At 67.0% G+C, this 17,157-nt stretch carries 18 protein-coding genes; 8 read left to right on the plus strand and 10 right to left on the minus strand.

The window, feature by feature from the left end:
- Window positions 1-84 precede the first annotated feature (84 nt).
- Genes miaB through ACKTSM_RS10740 form a run of 3 tightly spaced genes read right to left on the minus strand, consistent with a single transcriptional unit; the run spans window position 85 to window position 2,891 of the window.
- The gene (gene miaB, locus ACKTSM_RS10730; protein WP_407874642.1) at window positions 85-1,440 is read right to left on the minus strand and encodes a tRNA (N6-isopentenyl adenosine(37)-C2)-methylthiotransferase MiaB; all 1,356 of its coding nucleotides are present in this window, start codon (window positions 1,438-1,440) and stop codon (window positions 85-87) included.
- A gap of 40 nt (window positions 1,441-1,480) precedes the next feature.
- The gene (locus ACKTSM_RS10735; protein WP_407874643.1) at window positions 1,481-2,437 is read right to left on the minus strand and encodes a hypothetical protein; all 957 of its coding nucleotides are present in this window, start codon (window positions 2,435-2,437) and stop codon (window positions 1,481-1,483) included.
- Window positions 2,430-2,891, minus strand: a complete 462-nt coding sequence (locus tag ACKTSM_RS10740) for a peptidylprolyl isomerase (RefSeq protein WP_407874644.1) — start codon at window positions 2,889-2,891, stop codon at window positions 2,430-2,432. Before ACKTSM_RS10740 ends, ACKTSM_RS10735 begins: the two co-directional genes overlap by 8 nt.
- A 103-nt stretch (window positions 2,892-2,994) precedes the next feature.
- Here ACKTSM_RS10740 and mgtE point away from each other — a divergent pair, with 103 nt between their 5' ends.
- From mgtE to ACKTSM_RS10755, 3 genes are all read left to right on the plus strand, one after another.
- The gene (gene mgtE / locus ACKTSM_RS10745) at window positions 2,995-4,446 is read left to right on the plus strand and encodes a magnesium transporter (RefSeq protein WP_407874645.1); all 1,452 of its coding nucleotides are present in this window, start codon (window positions 2,995-2,997) and stop codon (window positions 4,444-4,446) included.
- A 50-nt stretch (window positions 4,447-4,496) separates the two neighbouring features.
- Window positions 4,497-4,886 carry a DUF1489 family protein gene (locus ACKTSM_RS10750; RefSeq protein ID WP_407874646.1) on the plus strand — a complete coding sequence of 130 codons (390 nt, stop codon included), beginning with the start codon at window positions 4,497-4,499 and terminating at the stop codon, window positions 4,884-4,886.
- A 74-nt stretch (window positions 4,887-4,960) separates the two neighbouring features.
- The gene (locus tag ACKTSM_RS10755) at window positions 4,961-5,206 is read left to right on the plus strand and encodes a hypothetical protein (RefSeq protein ID WP_407874647.1); all 246 of its coding nucleotides are present in this window, start codon (window positions 4,961-4,963) and stop codon (window positions 5,204-5,206) included.
- A gap of 46 nt (window positions 5,207-5,252) precedes the next feature.
- Here ACKTSM_RS10755 and ACKTSM_RS10760 read toward each other — a convergent pair whose 3' ends face one another.
- From ACKTSM_RS10760 to ACKTSM_RS10775, 4 genes are all read right to left on the minus strand, one after another.
- Window positions 5,253-6,131, minus strand: coding sequence for a DUF1295 domain-containing protein (locus tag ACKTSM_RS10760; RefSeq protein ID WP_407874648.1), 879 nt, complete (start codon window positions 6,129-6,131; stop codon window positions 5,253-5,255).
- Window positions 6,132-6,194: 63 nt separating this feature from the next.
- Window positions 6,195-6,887 (minus strand): DsbA family oxidoreductase, encoded by a 693-nt coding sequence (locus ACKTSM_RS10765; protein ID WP_407874649.1) that lies wholly within the window; start codon window positions 6,885-6,887, stop codon window positions 6,195-6,197.
- Window positions 6,884-7,798 carry an NAD(+) diphosphatase gene (gene nudC, locus ACKTSM_RS10770; protein ID WP_407874650.1) on the minus strand — a complete coding sequence of 305 codons (915 nt, stop codon included), beginning with the start codon at window positions 7,796-7,798 and terminating at the stop codon, window positions 6,884-6,886. Before nudC ends, ACKTSM_RS10765 begins: the two co-directional genes overlap by 4 nt.
- A complete protein-coding gene (locus ACKTSM_RS10775; protein ID WP_407874651.1) occupies window positions 7,798-9,123 on the minus strand; it encodes a serine hydrolase domain-containing protein in 1,326 nt (441 codons plus the stop codon). Before ACKTSM_RS10775 ends, nudC begins: the two co-directional genes overlap by 1 nt.
- 141 nt (window positions 9,124-9,264) lie before the next feature.
- Between ACKTSM_RS10775 and ACKTSM_RS10780 the strand changes: the two genes are divergently transcribed.
- Complete coding sequence (locus ACKTSM_RS10780; RefSeq protein WP_407874652.1) at window positions 9,265-9,486, plus strand: hypothetical protein; 222 nt, start codon at window positions 9,265-9,267, stop codon at window positions 9,484-9,486.
- Here the strand turns inward: ACKTSM_RS10780 and ACKTSM_RS10785 are convergent.
- Window positions 9,483-10,547 (minus strand): A/G-specific adenine glycosylase, encoded by a 1,065-nt coding sequence (locus ACKTSM_RS10785; RefSeq protein WP_407874653.1) that lies wholly within the window; start codon window positions 10,545-10,547, stop codon window positions 9,483-9,485. The genes ACKTSM_RS10780 and ACKTSM_RS10785 overlap by 4 nt on opposite strands.
- 14 nt (window positions 10,548-10,561) lie before the next feature.
- On the opposite strand from ACKTSM_RS10785, the gene ACKTSM_RS10790 reads away from it, so the two are divergent.
- The 4 genes from ACKTSM_RS10790 (at window position 10,562) to smc (ending at window position 16,282) form a co-directional block, all read left to right on the plus strand.
- Entirely contained in the window at window positions 10,562-11,188 is a 627-nt protein-coding gene (locus tag ACKTSM_RS10790; RefSeq protein WP_407874654.1) for a DUF721 domain-containing protein, read from the plus strand.
- Complete coding sequence (locus ACKTSM_RS10795; protein WP_407874655.1) at window positions 11,185-11,955, plus strand: DsbA family protein; 771 nt, start codon at window positions 11,185-11,187, stop codon at window positions 11,953-11,955. The genes ACKTSM_RS10790 and ACKTSM_RS10795 overlap by 4 nt, the downstream gene beginning before the upstream one ends.
- Before the next feature lie 133 nt (window positions 11,956-12,088).
- Window positions 12,089-12,838, plus strand: coding sequence for a thioredoxin domain-containing protein (locus ACKTSM_RS10800; protein ID WP_407874656.1), 750 nt, complete (start codon window positions 12,089-12,091; stop codon window positions 12,836-12,838).
- Between the two features lie 21 nt (window positions 12,839-12,859).
- Window positions 12,860-16,282 (plus strand): chromosome segregation protein SMC, encoded by a 3,423-nt coding sequence (smc, locus tag ACKTSM_RS10805; RefSeq protein ID WP_407874657.1) that lies wholly within the window; start codon window positions 12,860-12,862, stop codon window positions 16,280-16,282.
- Between the two features lie 19 nt (window positions 16,283-16,301).
- Here the strand turns inward: smc and ACKTSM_RS10810 are convergent, their stop codons facing one another.
- Both ACKTSM_RS10810 and ACKTSM_RS10815 read right to left on the minus strand, forming a co-directional pair.
- Window positions 16,302-16,763 (minus strand): MerR family transcriptional regulator, encoded by a 462-nt coding sequence (locus tag ACKTSM_RS10810; protein ID WP_407874658.1) that lies wholly within the window; start codon window positions 16,761-16,763, stop codon window positions 16,302-16,304.
- A 45-nt stretch (window positions 16,764-16,808) separates the two neighbouring features.
- Window positions 16,809-17,108, minus strand: a complete 300-nt coding sequence (locus tag ACKTSM_RS10815; RefSeq protein WP_407874659.1) for an integration host factor subunit alpha — start codon at window positions 17,106-17,108, stop codon at window positions 16,809-16,811.
- Window positions 17,109-17,157 lie beyond the last annotated feature (49 nt).

The following is a 17,157-nucleotide window of genomic DNA, read 5'->3' on the forward strand; positions in this document are numbered from 1 at the left end:
GGAAGCCTACGCCGATAACGCGCCAAGGCAAGCAAGGTGCCTGAAGGTGGCGGGGGATATGTGTCGAAGCGCCCTGAGGCGCGGTCAGGCCACGGCCGGCTGGCGGAGGGCGCCGCGCAGCGAATTGGGCCCGGCCTCGACCAGTTCGCAAGTGACCATGTCGCCAATTTGCGCTTCGCGCCCATCTTCTTCGGCGAACCAGACCGATTGCAGCCAGGGCGACTTGCCGAGCCACTGGCCCTCGTGCTTGCCCTTGCGTTCGACCAGCACGTCGCAGGTCCGCCCCACGCTCGCCGCGTTGAAGGCGGCCTGGTCGCGGTTGAGCCGTGCCTGGAGGCGCTGGAGGCGATCGTCCATGACCTCGCGCGCGATCTGACCCGCCATGCTCGCCGCGGGCGTGCCGGGGCGCGGCGAATACTTGAAGCTGAAGGCCTGCGCGTAACCGACCGTATCGATCAGCGCGAGCGTGTCTTCGAACTCGGCCTCGGTCTCTCCCGGAAAGCCGACGATGAAATCGCCCGAGAGCGCGATATCGGGCCGCGCTTCGCGGAAGCGTTCGAGCAGCCTGAGATAGCTCTCCGCCGTATGTGCGCGGTTCATCGCCTTGAGCACCCGGTCATTGCCCGACTGCACCGGCAAGTGGAGGTAGGGCATGAGCTTGGCGATCTCGCCATGCGCGGCGATCAGGTCGTCTTCCATGTCGTTGGGATGCGAGGTGGTGTAGCGGATCCGTTCGAGCCCATCGACCCGGTCGAGCGCGCGGATCAGGCCCGCCAGCCCCACCGCGCGGCCCGCATCGTCCTCGCCCGACCAGGCATTGACGTTCTGGCCCAGCAGCGTGATCTCGCGAGCGCCTGTCTCGACCAGCCTGTGCGCTTCGTCGATCAAGTGCTTGAAGGGTCGCGATATTTCCGCGCCGCGCGTATAGGGCACCACGCAATAGGTGCAGAACTTGTCGCACCCTTCCTGCACCGTCAGGAACGCGCTGGGCGAACGGCGGCGGCGCTTGGGCAGACTGTCGAATTTGGCGATTGCGGGCATGTCGGTATCGGTCGCGCGCTCGCCCTTCACCGCCCGGTCGAGCATTTCGGGCAGGCGGTGATAGGCCTGCGGGCCGACCACCATCGAGACCGCAGGCGCGCGCGCCATGATCTCCTCGCCCTCGGCCTGGGCGACGCAGCCGGCGACCGCGATGATCGGCTTGTGCCCGCGTTCCTCGCCCGCTTTCGACAGGCGGCCGATATCCGAATAGACCTTTTCGGCGGCCTTTTCGCGGATATGGCAGGTGTTGAGCACGACGAGATCCGCCTCCTCGCCTTGCGGAGCGGGCGTGATGCCCTTTTCGGCCAGCAGCTCGCCCATGCGTTCGCCATCATAGACGTTCATCTGGCAGCCGAAGCTCTTGACCCTGTAGGTCCTGGGAGGATTTTGCGGTTTCATGATCGGCGCGCGCTGTAGCGTGCCAGCCGCGCAGGTTCAATCACCCGTCTTGCCCGGCCTCTTCCGGCCGCGCGCGATGCACGCACGGAGCAAGCTGGCGGAATTGCGCGCCGGGATGCGTCTTGTCGTCCGGCCCGCATTCGACCGGCGGCTTTGGCACCGCGTTCGATTGGACCAAGGCGTAGGCTTCCGGGTCCTCGTATGCCGCGATCCAGGCGATGCAATCGGCGATCAGGCGGATGCGGTGCTTGGTAAACGCGCCGCGCTGCGGCCCGCAATTGAGGGTGTAGAGATCGCTCGCCGGGGCGCGCGAATAGCGGGCAAAGCGCCGCAGCCACTCGCCGCGCTCGTTGAAGACGGTGCGCCGGGCATCGTTTGCCATCGCATCGCCCCGATAGAATGGCGAGGTGTTGAACATGTAGGCGCGCACTTGCGGGTAGCGGATCGAGACCTCGGTCGCGAGAGCCCCGCCGAGCGAATGGCCGGTCACCACCCAGTCTTCGAGCGGGCGGCCGCGGCGGGCAAGCTCGGCCTCGAAATAGTCGAGCGCAAAGCCCGTCTGGTCACTGCGCAAGGTGCCGTAGAACACGTCGGACAGCCCGGTCACATCGGTGCCGCGATAGGCCATGACGAGCTTTTCGGGAGTGCGCTCTGCGTCGCCTTCGCTTTCCGGCGGATAGAGCGCGAAGACCTCGTAGGAAAAGCCCTTGCCCTCGTGTTCGGGGTCGATCGGCGCGCGTTCGAGCCGCTCCAGCCGCGGACCGAGATCGGCGAAGATGTCATCATCGCCCTGATAGGCATTGGTCGCCGCGACCGCATAGGGCCAGGCCTCGGCCGCACCCGCGCGCACGAAACCGCACCACCCGCCCGGCTCCATCCGGCACGGGGATCGCGATTGCGAAATGTCGGGATAGGTGACGCAGCCAGAAAGGGCGAGCGCCAGCATAGCCGCGGCGCTCGCCCTGATCCTGCGCGTCAGCGAAACAGTCTTAGCCAACGGTCGCCTTGACGATCTTGCCGGGCTGCTGCGGCGGCTCGCCCTTGGGCAGAGCGTGGACGTGTTCCATGCCGCTCTCGACCTGGCCCCAGACGGTGTACTGACCGTCGAGGAAGTGGGCGTCCTCGAAGCAGATGAAGAACTGCGAATTCGCGCTGTCGGGGTTCTGCGCGCGCGCCATCGAGCAGGTGCCCTCGACATGCGGTTCGGAATTGAACTCGGCCTTGAGGTCGGGCTTGTCGGAGCCGCCCATGCCGGTGCCGGTCGGGTCGCCGCCCTGCGCCATGAAGCCGGGGATCACGCGGTGGAACACCACGCCGTCATAGAATCCTTCGCTGGCGAGCTCGGTGATGCGCTCGACATGGCCCGGCGCAAGGTCGGGACGCAGCTTGATCACGACATCCTTGTTCTCACCGTCGCCGGTGTCGAGGGTGAAGGTGAGTTTGTCGGCCATGGTGGTTCTCCTGAAGAATTGAAACGCGGGCCGCTATAGAGAGTTGTGAAGCGGAGTCACCCCGCGCCTTGCTTTTGGCCGCCCTCCGCCTAAACCCGCCTGCATGGTCGAACCGGGCGCCCTTTCTGACGAGATGCTGGCCGCAGACGCGCCCGATGACGAAGTGCGCCCCGACGATCGCATCGACGACGAACGCCACGACCGCGAGAACCGGCTGAAGCCCGAATATGTCCGCGAGGTGCGAGAGGCGTTGGAGGCGGGCGACAAGGGCGCGGTCTACGACCTCGTCGAACCGCTTCACCCCGCCGACATCGCCGACCTCATCGAGCTGGTCGGAAGCGACGAGCGCGAGCTCTTCGCCGCCGCGATCACCGATTTGATGAGCGTCGACGTGATCGCCGAGCTCAACGATCACGTGCGCGAACTGATGATGGAGGCGCTCGAACCCGAAGCGGTCGCCGCCATCACCGAACAGCTCGAGACCGACGATGCTGTCCAGCTGCTCGAGGATCTCGACGAGGAAGACCAGCAGGCGATCATCGCCGAGCTCGAGCCGGAAACCGCAGAAGCGGTCAATTCGGCGCTCGCTTACCCGGAAGAGACCGCCGGGCGATTGATGAACCGCCACGCAATGGCGGTGCCTGAACACCTGACCGTTGGCGACCTCATCGATTACCTGCGCGAGAACGGCGATCTCACCCACGACTTCTTCGAGGTCTTCGTGGTCGACGAACAGCACCACCCGGTCGGCACCTGCGCGCTGAACTGGGTGCTGACTTCGCCGCGCTCGGTCAAGCTCACCGACGTGATGAAGCGCGACCAGACGCTGATCCCGGTCACGATGGACCAGGAAGAGGTCGCGCTGATGTTCCAGAAATACGCGCTGATCTCGGCCGCGGTGGTCGATGACAGCGGGCGGCTGGTGGGCCAGATCACCGTCGATGATATCGTCCACATCATCTCGGAAGAAGCGGGCGAGGACGCGCTGCTCCTTTCAGGTGCGGGCGATGGCGACATCAACGAACCGATCCGCGAGGCCTATTCGAGCCGCGTGCGCTGGCTGGTCGCCAATCTCGGCACAGCTGTGGTCGCGAGCGCAATCATCGCCTTTTTCGGTGCCGCGATCGAACAGCTGGTGGCGCTTGCCGTGCTGATGCCGATCGTTGCCAGCATTGGTGGCAATGCGGGAACACAAACCATGGCGGTCGCGGTGCGCGCGATCGCGACCAACCAGCTCACCCGCGCCAATACCTGGCGGATCGTCTGGCGCGAATTGCGCGTGGCGGTGCTCAACGGCGCGACCGTGGCGGTGCTGATCGGAATGGCGGCAGGCGCGATGTTCGGCTGGCAGATGGGCGTTGTGATCGCGCTCGCCATGGTGATCAATATCGCGGTCTCCGGGCTTGCCGGCGTGCTGGTGCCGGTGATGTTCGAGCGGATGGGACAGGACCCCGCGGTCGCATCGAGCGTGTTCGTGACCATGATCACCGATTCGATGGGGTTCTTCGCCTTTCTCGGGCTCGCAGTGGCAGCGGGCCTCGCGCCGCTGTCGTGAACCGGGGCGTGGTTGAGCCTGCGCGCCGAACGCCTATCTTCTAAGCCGACATGCCCACCCATCTCACCAAGATTGCCTTTGGCGCGCAAAGCTATGCCGACCTCGAAAGCTGGTATGCCGGGCGCCGCAGCCCCAATCTCACCACCCGCTATCGCCCGACCCGGTGGGAGGATTGCATCGGCGGCTCGCTCTACTGGATCCACCAGCACGCCATCGTCGCGCGCAGCGAGATCCTCGGCTTCTCCCAAACAAAGGACGGGCGCTGGCGGATCGAGCTCGAACCCGTGCTGACCCGTGTCCACCCGCGGCCCAAGCGCGCGCACCAGGGCTGGCGCTATCTCAAGGGCGAACCTCCGCGCGACCTCGCCCCGGGCGAGGATATCGGCGATGCCATGCCGGGCAAGCTGACCGCCAAGCTGGAAAAGCTCGGCCTGATCTGATCGAATTGGCGCAAGCCGGGCAATTTCGGAACCGGCCCCTGCCCTTTCCCGTTGATCGGGAAAGGAGAAAATTCATGCCAGAACGCCAGAGCCTACACCCCGACAACGAGCTGATCGCCGAGCTGACCGAGGAGGCGACCCCGTCCTTCCAGGGCAGCGCCGAGGGCACCGTCAATGTCCGCGTCGGCAAGCGCGCCGAGGAAAACCGCGCGACCGATCCCGACAACCGCGAACCGGTCGTGGGTTCGGACAATCCCGAACAGGACGCCATGAAGGGTCCCAAGACCATGAACGCAATCAAGAAAGGCGAAGCGAACTAGGTTTTCGCCCGACCGATATCGAACATAGCGAATGCCGCCCGCCTCCTTACTGGAGCGCGGGCGGTATCGGTATGAGCGCCGGCGTTTTTGCGCGGTAGCGCTGATAGGCCGGGTCATCGCCCCAGCGTTCCTTTGCCTGCGCTTCCTGGAGATTGATCCCGCTGATCTTGGTCAGCAGCAGCGCGACGAAGATGGGCGAGATCACCACCAGCCAGGACAGTCCCGAAAGCACCGGGATCGCCATCACGAGGATGCCAGTCCACAGCGTGATCTCGCCGAAATAATTGGGGTGGCGCGACCAGTTCCACAGGCCCACATCGATGAACTTGCCCTTGTTGGCAGGGTCCGCCTTGAACCTGCTCTTCTGCGCATCGGCCGCCGCCTCGATCCCGATCCCGAGCAGCCAGATCGCGGCGCCCACCCAGAAGAACGCCCCGATATCCGCGCGCTCGGTCACGGTAATCGCGGCCAGCGCAGCAGAGGCGGTGAGAACCACCCACAAGGCCTGCAAGGTCCAGGCGACGAGGAAGCGCGCCGGGCTGGTCTTGATCTTCTCGAACCGGCTGTCGGTCCCGCCCTTGGCCTTGATCCGGATATAGAGGAACGTGCCGAGACGGGTGCACCAGATCACCACCATTGCCGCGATCACCCAGCCGCGAAGGTCGAGCGATCCGGTCGCCTCGAGCGCAGCATAGACCGCGAGCGCGGTGACGCTGAGATAGGTGAGCGCTCCGACGCTGTCATAATACTTGTCCGACCGGGCGGCGGCGGCGGGAATGAAAGCCAGCCAGTTGACCGCGAGCGCGAGCACGGCGCAGGCGAACAGGGCGGGCACTCCCAGCACATCGACGCTGTTCGCGCCGGCAAACCAGCCGAATACCAGCACGATCACCGTGACCACGGCGACAACCGCGTAACTCTTCAAGGCCTTCCCCATTGGCTCTCTCCCCTCATCGCATTCGCCGCTGCGCCCCGCTTGATCGCGGCGTCAGTTCGCGGCCTCGATCTTGCCCGCCACCCGGCGCAGCGCGTTGACATAGACTTCCGGCACCTGCGCACCCGGGATCAGGAACCGGCCGGCCACGATCATCGCGGGAACGCCGGTGATATTGTGGTCATAGGCCTCACGTTCCTCGGCCACGACGCGCGCCTCGAGCGCCGCGTCATCGAGCGCGGCCCTGGCGGCCTCGCGGTGAAGCCCGGCATCGGCAGCAATATCGAGCAGCACCTCGCGGTCCGACAGGTCGCGGCGCTGGTTGAAATGCGCGGCGAACAGCGCAAGCTTGAGCCGGGTCTGCACCTGCGGCCCCGCCTCGTCGAGCGCGAACATCAGCAGCTTGTGGCAATCGCGGGTGTTCCACATCATGGCCGGCGGCGGCGGGTCCTGCGTTCCCTCATAGGCGAGCGAGACGCCCGCGCTTTCGGCAATCGCGCGCATCTGTTCGCGCACCTTCGCCCCTTCGACAGCAGAGCGGCCATATTTGCGCTGCAAATGCGCTTCCTGCTCCTCGCCCTCCCTTGGCATGTCGGGGTTGAGCTCGAAGGCGCGCCAGCGGATCGTCGCCGCGATCTCGCCGTCCAATTCGCCGAGCGCCCTGGTGAGCTGGCCGTAACCGATCGCGCACCACGGGCACATGACATCCGAATAGATGTCGATCGTCAGCGGCACAGGCGCGCTCATGCCCCCTGCTCCAGCCACCATGCGATCAGGTGCGATGCGATCGCGTGGCGGGGCGGCGCGCGGAACGGGCCAGTGCCGCCAAGCGCCGATGCGACCTCATCGCGGGTGAACCAGCGGATTTCGGCCATTTCGGTCTCGTCGATCACCAGCGCATCGTCATCGGCATGCGAATGGCACCCGATCATCAGCTGGCTCGGAAAGGGCCAGGGCTGGCTCGCCACATAGGTCACATCGCGCACGCGCACGCCCGATTCCTCGAACACCTCGCGTGCGACCGCTTCCTCGATCGTCTCGCCCGGCTCGACAAACCCGGCCAGCGCAGAGAACGCGCCCTCGGGCCAGCCCTTGCCGCGTCCGAGCATCAGCCGCCCGTCATGTTCGGCGAGCATGATCGTGACCGGGTCGGTGCGCGGGAAATGCTGTGCGCTGCATGCGCCGCAATCGCGCTGCCAGCCGCCCTTGGCCATTTTCGTTGGCTCGCCGCAGGCCGCGCAGAAACGATGGCGCGCGTGCCAGTCGATGAGGCTGCGCGCGCCGCCATAAAGCGCAAGGTCGCCCGGATCGAGCGTCGCCATGAGCTGCCACAATCGCGGGTTCGCCATGCGCGGCTTGGCATCGCCCTGGCGGGGCACACAGGCAAAGCACGCGCGTTCGCCGCCATCGCTGCGGTCGAGCCCTAGAAACACCAGCTCACCGTCCTCGGGCGCATCGGCAAGCGTTCCCCAGGCCAGCCGGCCATCGTCATCGAGCGCGGGCATCATCTCGTCGAGCGCGAGCAGCCGCGCCTTCCAGTTCATCAGGCCCGACAGGGCGTCCGGGTCGGCGCGCAGATTGTCGGCACGGTCGATCGGCGATCCGGCAAAGGCGATCGCGCCCCTGCTCGCTTCGCTCGATGCCCGGGCGATGTCCATCAGGCCGCGTCACCCATCATGCGGGCGCGCATCGCGGTGAGGTCGGCTTCGAGCGCGGCCATGTATTCGTCGCGGATCGGATAGGCCTCGGTCGGCATGTACTGGGTCCACAAGGCGCCGCGCAGGCCGAGATTGTAATCGACCGCGGCAAGCGTGCCGGCCGCTCCGCCCCAGCCGAACGTTCCGTTGTGCGAACGCCCGCCCGCGCCATGACCCTGGCCTTCCATCCATGTGCCGGTAAGATCGACCGTTTCGGGAACCAGGTTCGACGTGCCCACGCGCACCGCTTCCTCGCTCATGAGCCGCACACCGCCGGTTTCGCCCATGCCGAGCAACAGGCGCTGGAACTTGTCGTAATCGCGCGGGGTCGAGGCCAGCCCGCCGCCACCCGAAGGGACGTGAGGCTTGTCGAAATAGACCGAGTTCGAGGCCGGATCGACCGGCAGCGGATAGCCCGACATGATCCCGTAATTGGTGGTGAGGCGATGGTGTTCGCTCTCCGGCACGGTCATCCAGGTGCTTGCCATGCCGAGCGGTTCGAACAGCCGCGTCTTCAGGAAGGTTTCGAAGTCCATCCCGCTTGCGACCTCGATCACGCGGCCGAGCAAGTCGATGCTGCACGAATATTCCCATCTGGTCGCAGGCTGGTGCATCAGCGGCAGGCTGGCGAGCCTTTCGGTCCACACCTCGAGGCCCGGTGCGGGCTCGACCGGGGCAAGCCCGGGGATGGGTGTGCGGCTGATCCGCCCGCCGACGAGGCCAAGGTCCTGGTAGGCCTTGAGCAGCGGGCCCTTGCTGGTGATGAGATAGCCCAGCCCTGCCGTGTGGGTGAGCAAATGGCGGATCGTGATCGGCGTGGCTGCCGGGACGGTGTCGTCGAGCGGCCCTTCCGGATCGACCAGCACCTGCATGTTGGCAAAGGCGGGGATCACGTCGTGGAGCGGCTGATCGAGAGTCAGCAGCCCATCGTCGATCAGCATCATGATCGCCATGCCGGTGATCGGCTTGGTCATCGAATAGATGCGGTAGATCGTGTCGAGGTCCACCTCGGTGTCGCCGTTCACCGCGAGCGTGCCGCCGCCGACGGTGTGTAGATGCGGGTCCTGCTTCCAGCCGAAGGTGGCGAACAGGTTGGCGACCTTGCGCTGCGAGACATATTTTTCTGCCAGCGCGGCGACATTGGGCCAGGCCTGGCTGACATCGTGCGCGAGCAGGCTGCGCCCGAACGGCAGCGAGGTCAGCGCCGCCGCTGCCCCCAAATGGGCACCGCCGCGAAACAGCGCGCGGCGGGAAAGGGCGGTCTGGTCGAAATCGCGATAGGCCATGCGGGGCATTCTCCGGCAGAAAGGACGTGCGCCTGTGTGAGCGAGCGGGAAGCGAGCGTCAACTTGCGTTGTCAAAAGAGACTGGCCTTGCTTCTCGACCCGGGGCTTGATTGCGCGCAGTGTCATAGCCATATAACACACATGCTGAACATCATTTCCTGGCTGATCGGGCTCGTCTGCCTGCTTCTCGCAATCCCGCTGCAATTGCCGGTTCTTGGCCTTGCCCTGTGGATCGTCCTTCCCGTCGCGGTTGTCGGCGCGGGTATCGGGGCGCTGTCTTCGAGCAATGGCGGGCGCAATCTCAACCTGCTGGTGATCGTGATCATCGCGATCCGGCTCTCGCTCACCGGCGGATTGTTCTAACCCCTGGCGGCAAGCGCGAGCCGCGCCGCCTTGGCATAGACCGTCGGCAGGCCTGCCTCGTCGAGGCGGTCGAGCGGCCACCATTCGCCCTCGCCTTCGCCCTCGCCTTCGGGCCTGGCATCGCCGTCGATCCGCACCAGTTCGAGCGTCAATTGCGCATGGGTGAAGCCGTGCCTGACAGCGCCAAGCCTTGTCGCCTCGCCTTCGACCGGTGCCTGGCCCGACCCTTCGGCGCGCGCGGTCCAGCCGTCATCGGGCAGCGCGCGCATCCCGCCCAGCATCCCCGTGCCTGGCCGGGTCACCAGCCATACCGCGCCCTCGCGCTCGATCCAGAACGCGGTTCCGCGCCGCTCGGGCCGCGCCTTTCTGGGCGGCTTGACCGGGAGCTTCTCGGGATCGCCGCTCGCCCGGCCCTCGCAGTGATCGGAGAGCGGGCATAGCAGGCAGCGAGGCCTGCGCGCGGTGCATGTTTGCGCGCCCAGGTCCATCATCGCCTGTGCGAAATCACCGGCGCGCTGTGTCGGGGTGATCGCCTCGGCAGCCTTGCGGATCGCCTTTCGTGCACCCGGCAATGGCTCGGTGATTGCGAACAACCGCGCCACCACCCTCTCGACATTGGCATCCACCACCACCGCGCGTTCTCCGAATGCAATGGCCGCGATTGAAGCCGCGCTGTAAGCGCCGATCCCCGGAAGCTTGCGCAATTCGGCCTCGGTCCGGGGGAAGCCGCCGAGCGCTGCGACTTCGCGCGCGCATTTGACCAAGTTTCGCGCCCGCGAATAATAGCCCAGCCCCGCCCATGCGGCCATCACCTCGTCCTCGCGCGCGGCGGCGAGATCGGCGATGCTCGGCCAGCGTTCGGTAAAGGCGGCGAAATAAGGGATGACGGCAGCCACCGTGGTCTGCTGGAGCATCACTTCGGACAGCCACACGCGGTAGGGCCAGTCCGGATCGCGCGGCAAGGGCGCACCGGGCGGATTGCGCCACGGGAGGCTGCGCGCATTGGCATCGTACCAATCGATGAGGAGGCGGGAAATCTGGGGGCTGGCGCTGGCAGTCACGCGGGGCCTATGGCATGGCGGCAGGCCTGATGGGAAGCGACACCGACAAACCGGGCAAGACCCCTGCCAAATCCGCCGCCGGAAAGGGCGCGAAGAAGTCCGGCGACACCGCCGCCAAGCCGCGCGGCAAGCCCGCGCGCCGTTACGAGCGCCCTCGCGGGCTCGGCCCCAAGGCGATCGGCGACCTCATGCCCGATATCGGGCGCACCGCCTTTCGCCGCTTCGGTTTCGTGCAGAGCTCGGTCGTCACCCGCTGGCCCGAGATCGTCGGCCCGCACCATGCGCGCGTCTGCTCGCCCGAAGCGATCCGCTTTCCCCCCGGCGAAAAATCCGAAGGCATCCTGCAACTTGTGGTCGCCCCCGCCCACGCCCCGCTGATCCAGCAGGTGCTCCCCGAGATCATCGAGCGGGTGAACCGTTTCTTCGGCTACAACGCGGTGGCGCGCGCGAAAATCCGGCAAGGAAAGGTTCAGCCGCCGACTGCTGAAGCCAGGCCCAAGCCGCCGCCTTCGCTCAAGCCCATCCCGATGGAACTGGGCGATTCGCTGCGCGATATCGGCGATCCCGAACTGCGCACCGTGCTCGAATCGCTCGCGCGCAGCCTCGGCGACAACGAAGACAAGGACGACGACAGCAAGTGAAGACATCCCTCGCCCTTCTCGCGGCATGCGGCGCGGCCGCACTGGCCGCCGCTCTTCCCGCCAATGCGCAGACCAGCCCGTCAGGCACTCCCAACCAGCTGCGCGATGCCCCCAGCGCCTTTGTCCCCGATGCAAGGCGCGCCGCCTGGCACGCCGAGGTCGAGCGGACCGAGCGCGGCTTTCGCATCGGCAATCCCGATGCAGAGGCAAGCCTGATCGAGTTCGTCAGCTATACCTGCGGGCATTGCGCGACCTTCACCCGCGAAGGCGAAGGCGCGCTCGACCTTGCCCTGCTCGCGCCCGGCCACCTCAATCTCGAAGTGCGCCCGGTCATCCGCAACGCGATCGACCTTACCATCTCGCTCTTGGTCGCCTGCCAGGGGCCGGAGCGGTTCAAGGACAGCCACCGCCTCTTCATGATGCGCCAGGATGCATGGATGAAAAAGGTGACCGATGCGCCCGCCAGCCAGCAGGCGATCTGGGCGCGCGGCGACCGCGCGGCGCGGGTGGCGATGGCCCAGGCGCTCGATTTCGACGACATGCTCGCCAATCGCGGCGCTTCGCTGGTCGATCTGCGCTCCTGCCTTAACGACGACAATGCCGCGCGCGCGCTGATCGCCAGCAGCAATGCCGATCGCGGCCAATTCGCCGTGACGGGCACGCCCAGCTTCGCGCTCGACGGCGAATTGCTCGACGGAGTGCACAACTGGGCCGCGCTCTACCCCGTGCTCGAGGCGCGATTCCGTCCCGATCGGGCACGCGATTGACCCGCAGAGGCCCGATTTGGGCGAAATCACCCGTTTTTTGCACAATGCGCTGGCAGCCGCGCTTCCGCTCGCGCACGGCCTTCGTATAGTCTCCCCCTGCAAACCAGAGGAAATTTGCCAAGTGAACCGTCAAGTGAACCGACTGACCCGCAACGCTTTCAAGCTCGCACTCGCTGCCCCGCTCGCACTCGCTTTGGCGGCGTGCGGCGATGACACCGGCGATATCGACAATGGCGACGTGATCGAACCGGTCGCTGCGCCCGAAGGCTCAAACTGGACCGAGACCGTCACCGTCAGCGAACAGGACGGCTACGTGCTCGGCAATCCCGACGCGCCGCTCAAGCTGGTCGAATATGCCTCTCACACCTGCGGCGCCTGCGCCAATTTCGCGATGACCGGAAAGCCGGGGATCGAGGAATATGTCGCCACCGGCATCGTCAGTTTCGAACAGCGCAATCTCGTGCGCGACCCGATCGACCTCGCCATCGCCACGCTCGTGCGCTGCGGGGCGAAGGAGAACATGCAGGTCCTATCCGACCAGGCCTGGGGCAATCTCGAAGGGACCTTCCAGGCGGTCAACCAGAACGGTGCGGCCTACGAGGCGGCGGGCCAGCTCCCGGTCGAGCAGCGCTTCATCGCCATCGCCGAGGCGGCGGGACTCATCGATTTCTTCGCCGCGCGCGGGCTTTCGGCCGACCAGCAGCGCGCCTGTCTCGCCGATACCGAGGTGATCGAAAGGATCGCCGAGAATTCGAGCAGCCAGGCCGACGAGCTCGGCATCAACTCGACCCCGACCTTCCTGCTCAATGGCCGCGTGCTCGATGCCCGTAGCTGGAGCGATCTCGAACCGATCCTGCAGCGCGCCGGCGCCAGGCAGGAATAGGCGCAAAGGCCCGCCCGCCCGATGCAGATCAGCCGCCTCAAGCTCTCCGGTTTCAAGAGCTTCGTCGAGCCGGCCGAACTGCGCATCGAGCCGGGGCTGACCGGGGTGGTCGGCCCCAATGGCTGCGGCAAATCCAACCTGCTCGAAGCGATCCGCTGGGTGATGGGCGAAAACTCGCCCAAGTCGATGCGCTCGGGCGGGATGGAAGACGTGATCTTCGCAGGGACCGACAGCCGGCCTGCGCGCGCCTTTGCCGAGGTCGTCCTCCACGCCAGCGATGACGAGGGCGAGGAGCTGGTGGTCACCCGCCGGATCGAACGCGGCGCGGGCAGCGCCTACCGCGTCAATGGCCGCGACGTGCGCGCCAAGGACGTGGCGCTGACCTTTGCCGATGCGGCGACCGGCGCGCACAGCCCGGCGCTGGTCAGCCAGGGCAAGATCGCCCAGGTGATCGCCGCCAAGCCCGCCGAAAGGCGGATGATGCTCGAGGAAGCGGCGGGGATTGCCGGGCTGCATGTCCGGCGCAAGGATGCCGAGAGCAAGCTGCGCTCGACCGAAAAGAACCTCGAACGGCTCGAAGACCTCATGGCCGGGCTCGATTCGCAGATGGCCTCGCTCAAGCGGCAGGCCAAGCAGGCCGAGCGCTATACGAAGCTGACCGAGCAGATCAGCCATGCCGAGGCGCGGCTGGTATTTGCCCGCTGGCGCGATGCCGCCGCCTCTGCCGAGGAAGCGCGCAATGCGGCCAAGGGTGCCGATGAGCGCGTTGCCGCGGCCAAGGCGGCTGCCGACGAGGCGCAGAAAAGGCAGGCCGAGGCCGCCGCCCGGCTCGCCGAAGCGCGCGAGGAACTGGCCGACCGGCGCGACGATGCCTCGGCCCACGGACACCGTATGGCCGCCTTGTCCGAAAAGCTCGAAGCGGCAGAAACCCGGCTCGCCGATCTCGACCGGCAGGCACAGCGGCTCGCAGAGGACCGCGAGGCCGCCGACCGGCTGACCAGCGATGCCGCCGAAGCACTCGAACGGCTCGCGCGCGAACTGGCGGTTTCGCAAAAGGCGGTCGAGCAAGCCGATGAAGCGCGCCCGGCGCTTGCCGAACGGGCCGAAAAGGCCGAGCGCGCCAGCCGCGCCGCCGAACTCGCGCTCGCCAAGGCGACCGCCGATCATGCCGGGGTCGAGGCCGAATGGCGTGTGGCCGAGGCCGCGATCGAACAGGCCGAGGCGCGGCTCGAACGGCTCGGGCGCGACAGCGACCGGATCGCGAACGCGCGCGGTGAGATCGAGGGCGGCGAAAATGCCGATGACGCGGTTGCCGCAGCGCAGGAGGCCGCCGACGAGGCCGCGCGCGATGTCGCCCGGCTGCGTGCCGCAATCGAGGAAGAACAGGAGCGCAAGAGCGCCTTCCAGACCGCGCGCGACGAGGCTGCCGCCGCCTTGTCCGCCGCGCGCGCCGAACTCGCCGGGATCGAGCGCGAACACGGTGCGCTGGTGCGCGACCGCGATGCCCGCGCGCGGCAGGCCAAGAACCGCGAAGGCCGCCCCGCAGCGCTCGACAAGGTGAGCGTCGAGCGCGGCTATGAACGCGCAATCGCCGCGGTGCTGGGACGCGATGCGAAGTCCCCGCTGGGCGAGGCGCCGGAGGCAGGCGAAGGCCGCTTCTGGACCGGCAGCGCCGCGCCCGCTGCCGTATCGGACAGCCTGCTCGATCATGTGCGCGACTGTCCCGGGGAACTGCGCGCGCGCCTTGCCCTGGTGCATTGCGCCGACAGCGACGATGGCCGCGCGCTCGGCCCGGGCGAATGGCTCGTCACCAAGGGCGGCCATCTGCGCCGCTGGGACGGCTTCGTCGCGCGCGGCGAAGGTTCGGCCGAGGCCGCGCGGCTCGAAGCGGCCAATCGTCTTGCCGAGCTCGAGACAATGCTTCCCGAGCTTCGCGGTGCTGCCGAACTGGCCGAGGCGAACGAGACCGGCGCGCGCGAGGAACTGTCCGCTCTCCAGACCGCCCTGGTGGCACGCGAGCGCGAATTGCAGGGCGCGATCGAGGCCGAGCGCGCAGCGCTTCGCCGGCTCGACCAGGCCGAGGCGGCGCGCGAGCGCATGGCCGCCCGGCTCGAGGAGCTCGCCAGCGCCGAGGCCGATCTCGCCGAACAGCGCAAGGGTGCCGAGGCCGAACTGGCCGCGGCCTGCGAGGCCAAGGCCGCCCTTCCCGCGCCCGATACCGGCCGCGCCGCGCTCGAAGCCGCGCAGGCGAAAAACGAGGCGGCGCGCTCGGCGGTGCAGGCAACGCTCGCCGAGCTTGCCGCGCATGACCAGGCGCTGGCGGTTTCGCGCGAAAGGCTGGCGGCGCAAAAGGCTGACCACGCCAATTGGCAGGCGCGCTCGGGCGAAGCGGCCAACCGGGTCGCCGAGGCCGGAAAGCGGCTCGAGGAGATCGAGGAAGAGCGCGCGGTGATCGCGGCCAAGCCTGCCTCGCTCATCGCCGAGATCGAGCAGGGCGATGCCGTGCGCGCGCGGCTCACCCGCGAACTCGAGGCCGCGCAGGCGACGATGGACGATTGCCAGCAGGCCGCCACCAATGCCGAGCGCGCGCTCGCCGAGGTGCAGGAACAGCTCGCAGTGGCGCGCGAGGGGCGCGCCACGCTTGCCGCGCGGGCCGAGAACGAGGAGGCGCGCCGCGCCGAGATGGCGCGCGTCTCGGGCGAGCGGTTCCAGTGCCCGCCCCCGCTGCTCGCCGAACGCTTCGAATTCGACGAGCAGACGATCAGGCCGGCAAGCGAGGAATCGGCCGAGATGGACCGGCTCACCGCCAGCCGCGAGCGGATCGGCCCGGTCAATCTCGTCGCCGCCCAGGAACTCGAACGAATCGAGGAAGAGCACGGCGCCAGCGCCAGCGAACAGGCCGAGCTGACCGAGGCGGTCGCGCGGCTGCGCGCCTCGATCGGCAATCTCAACCGCGAGGGCCGCGAAAGGCTGCGCGCCGCGTTCGAGGAAGTCGACGGCCATTTCCGCGGATTGTTCACGCGGCTGTTCCAGGGCGGACAGGCGCATCTCGCGCTGGTCGACAGCGATGATCCCCTCGAAGCGGGGCTCGAAATCTACGCCCAGCCGCCGGGCAAGCGCTTGCAGTCGCTCTCGCTGCTATCGGGTGGCGAGCAAGCGCTGACCGCGACCGCGCTGATCTTCGCGCTGTTCCTCACCAATCCGGCTCCGATCTGCGTGCTCGACGAAGTCGATGCGCCGCTCGACGATGCCAATGTCGAACGGTTCTGCGACCTGCTCGATTCGATGGTGCGCACCACCAAGACCCGCTACCTGATCGTCACCCACAACGCGGTGACGATGAGCCGGATGCACCGCCTGTTCGGTGTCACCATGGCCGAAAAGGGCGTGTCGCGCCTCGTCAGTGTCGATCTGGGTGAAGCCGCTCTGATGGCAGCGGAGTAATTGCGCGAGAACCCGCTGCTCAGGCCTCGATCGCGGCCGCGAGCCGTTTGCGGATCGATTTCAGCTTTGCCACCGTCTCGCTGACCGCCGGGGTCAGCACCGTTTCGGGCTTGCCTGCCAGTGCGGCAATCGTGCCGGTGTCAGTGGTGTCGCTGGCCGCGCCGGGTTCGCCCGAACGCCGGTCGCCCGCCCTGCGGTCACCCTTGCGCCTGTCGAGATCGCTTCCCCCGTTGGCGCGCAGCACCGCCTCGGCGCCCTTGAGCGTGTAGCCCTCGTCATTGACCAGCCGGTCGATCGCCTCGACCATGGCGATGTCGGAAGGGCGGTAAAGCCGCCGCCCGCCGCTGCGCTTGAGCGGCTTGAGCAGCGAGAATTGCTGTTCCCAGTAACGCAGGACATGCGGCTTTATCCCAAGCGCTTCGCTGACCTCGCCGATCGTGCGGAAGGCGTCCGCATCCTTGCCGTCTGCAAATTCGACCATGATGCCTCTCCCGCCTGTGTGCCGTCCGTCAGGCGGCACCAGCTATCAGCCCTTGGCGATGCGTTCCTTGAGCAGCTGGCTCGCGCGGAAGGTGAGCACCCGCCGCGAAGTGATCGGCACCTCGATCCCGGTCTTGGGATTGCGACCGATCCGTTCGTTCTTGTCGCGCAGGACAAAGCTGCCGAAACCGGAAATCTTGACGTTTTCGCCCTTTTCGAGCGTGCTGGTCATCTTGGCGAGGATCGCTTCGATCATTTCGAGCGATTCCGCCCGACTGAACCCCATCTTGCGATTGATCGTTTCCGCCAGATCGGCGCGTGTCAGCGTACCAACAGAACGCATCATGTGCGTGTCTCCCTCCAGTGCGCGCCCCCGTTGCGCAAGCGAGTGTATG

Source organism: Qipengyuania nanhaisediminis (assembly GCF_045862805.1).
In the GTDB taxonomy this organism is placed as follows: Bacteria; Pseudomonadota; Alphaproteobacteria; order Sphingomonadales; family Sphingomonadaceae; genus Erythrobacter; species Erythrobacter nanhaisediminis_A.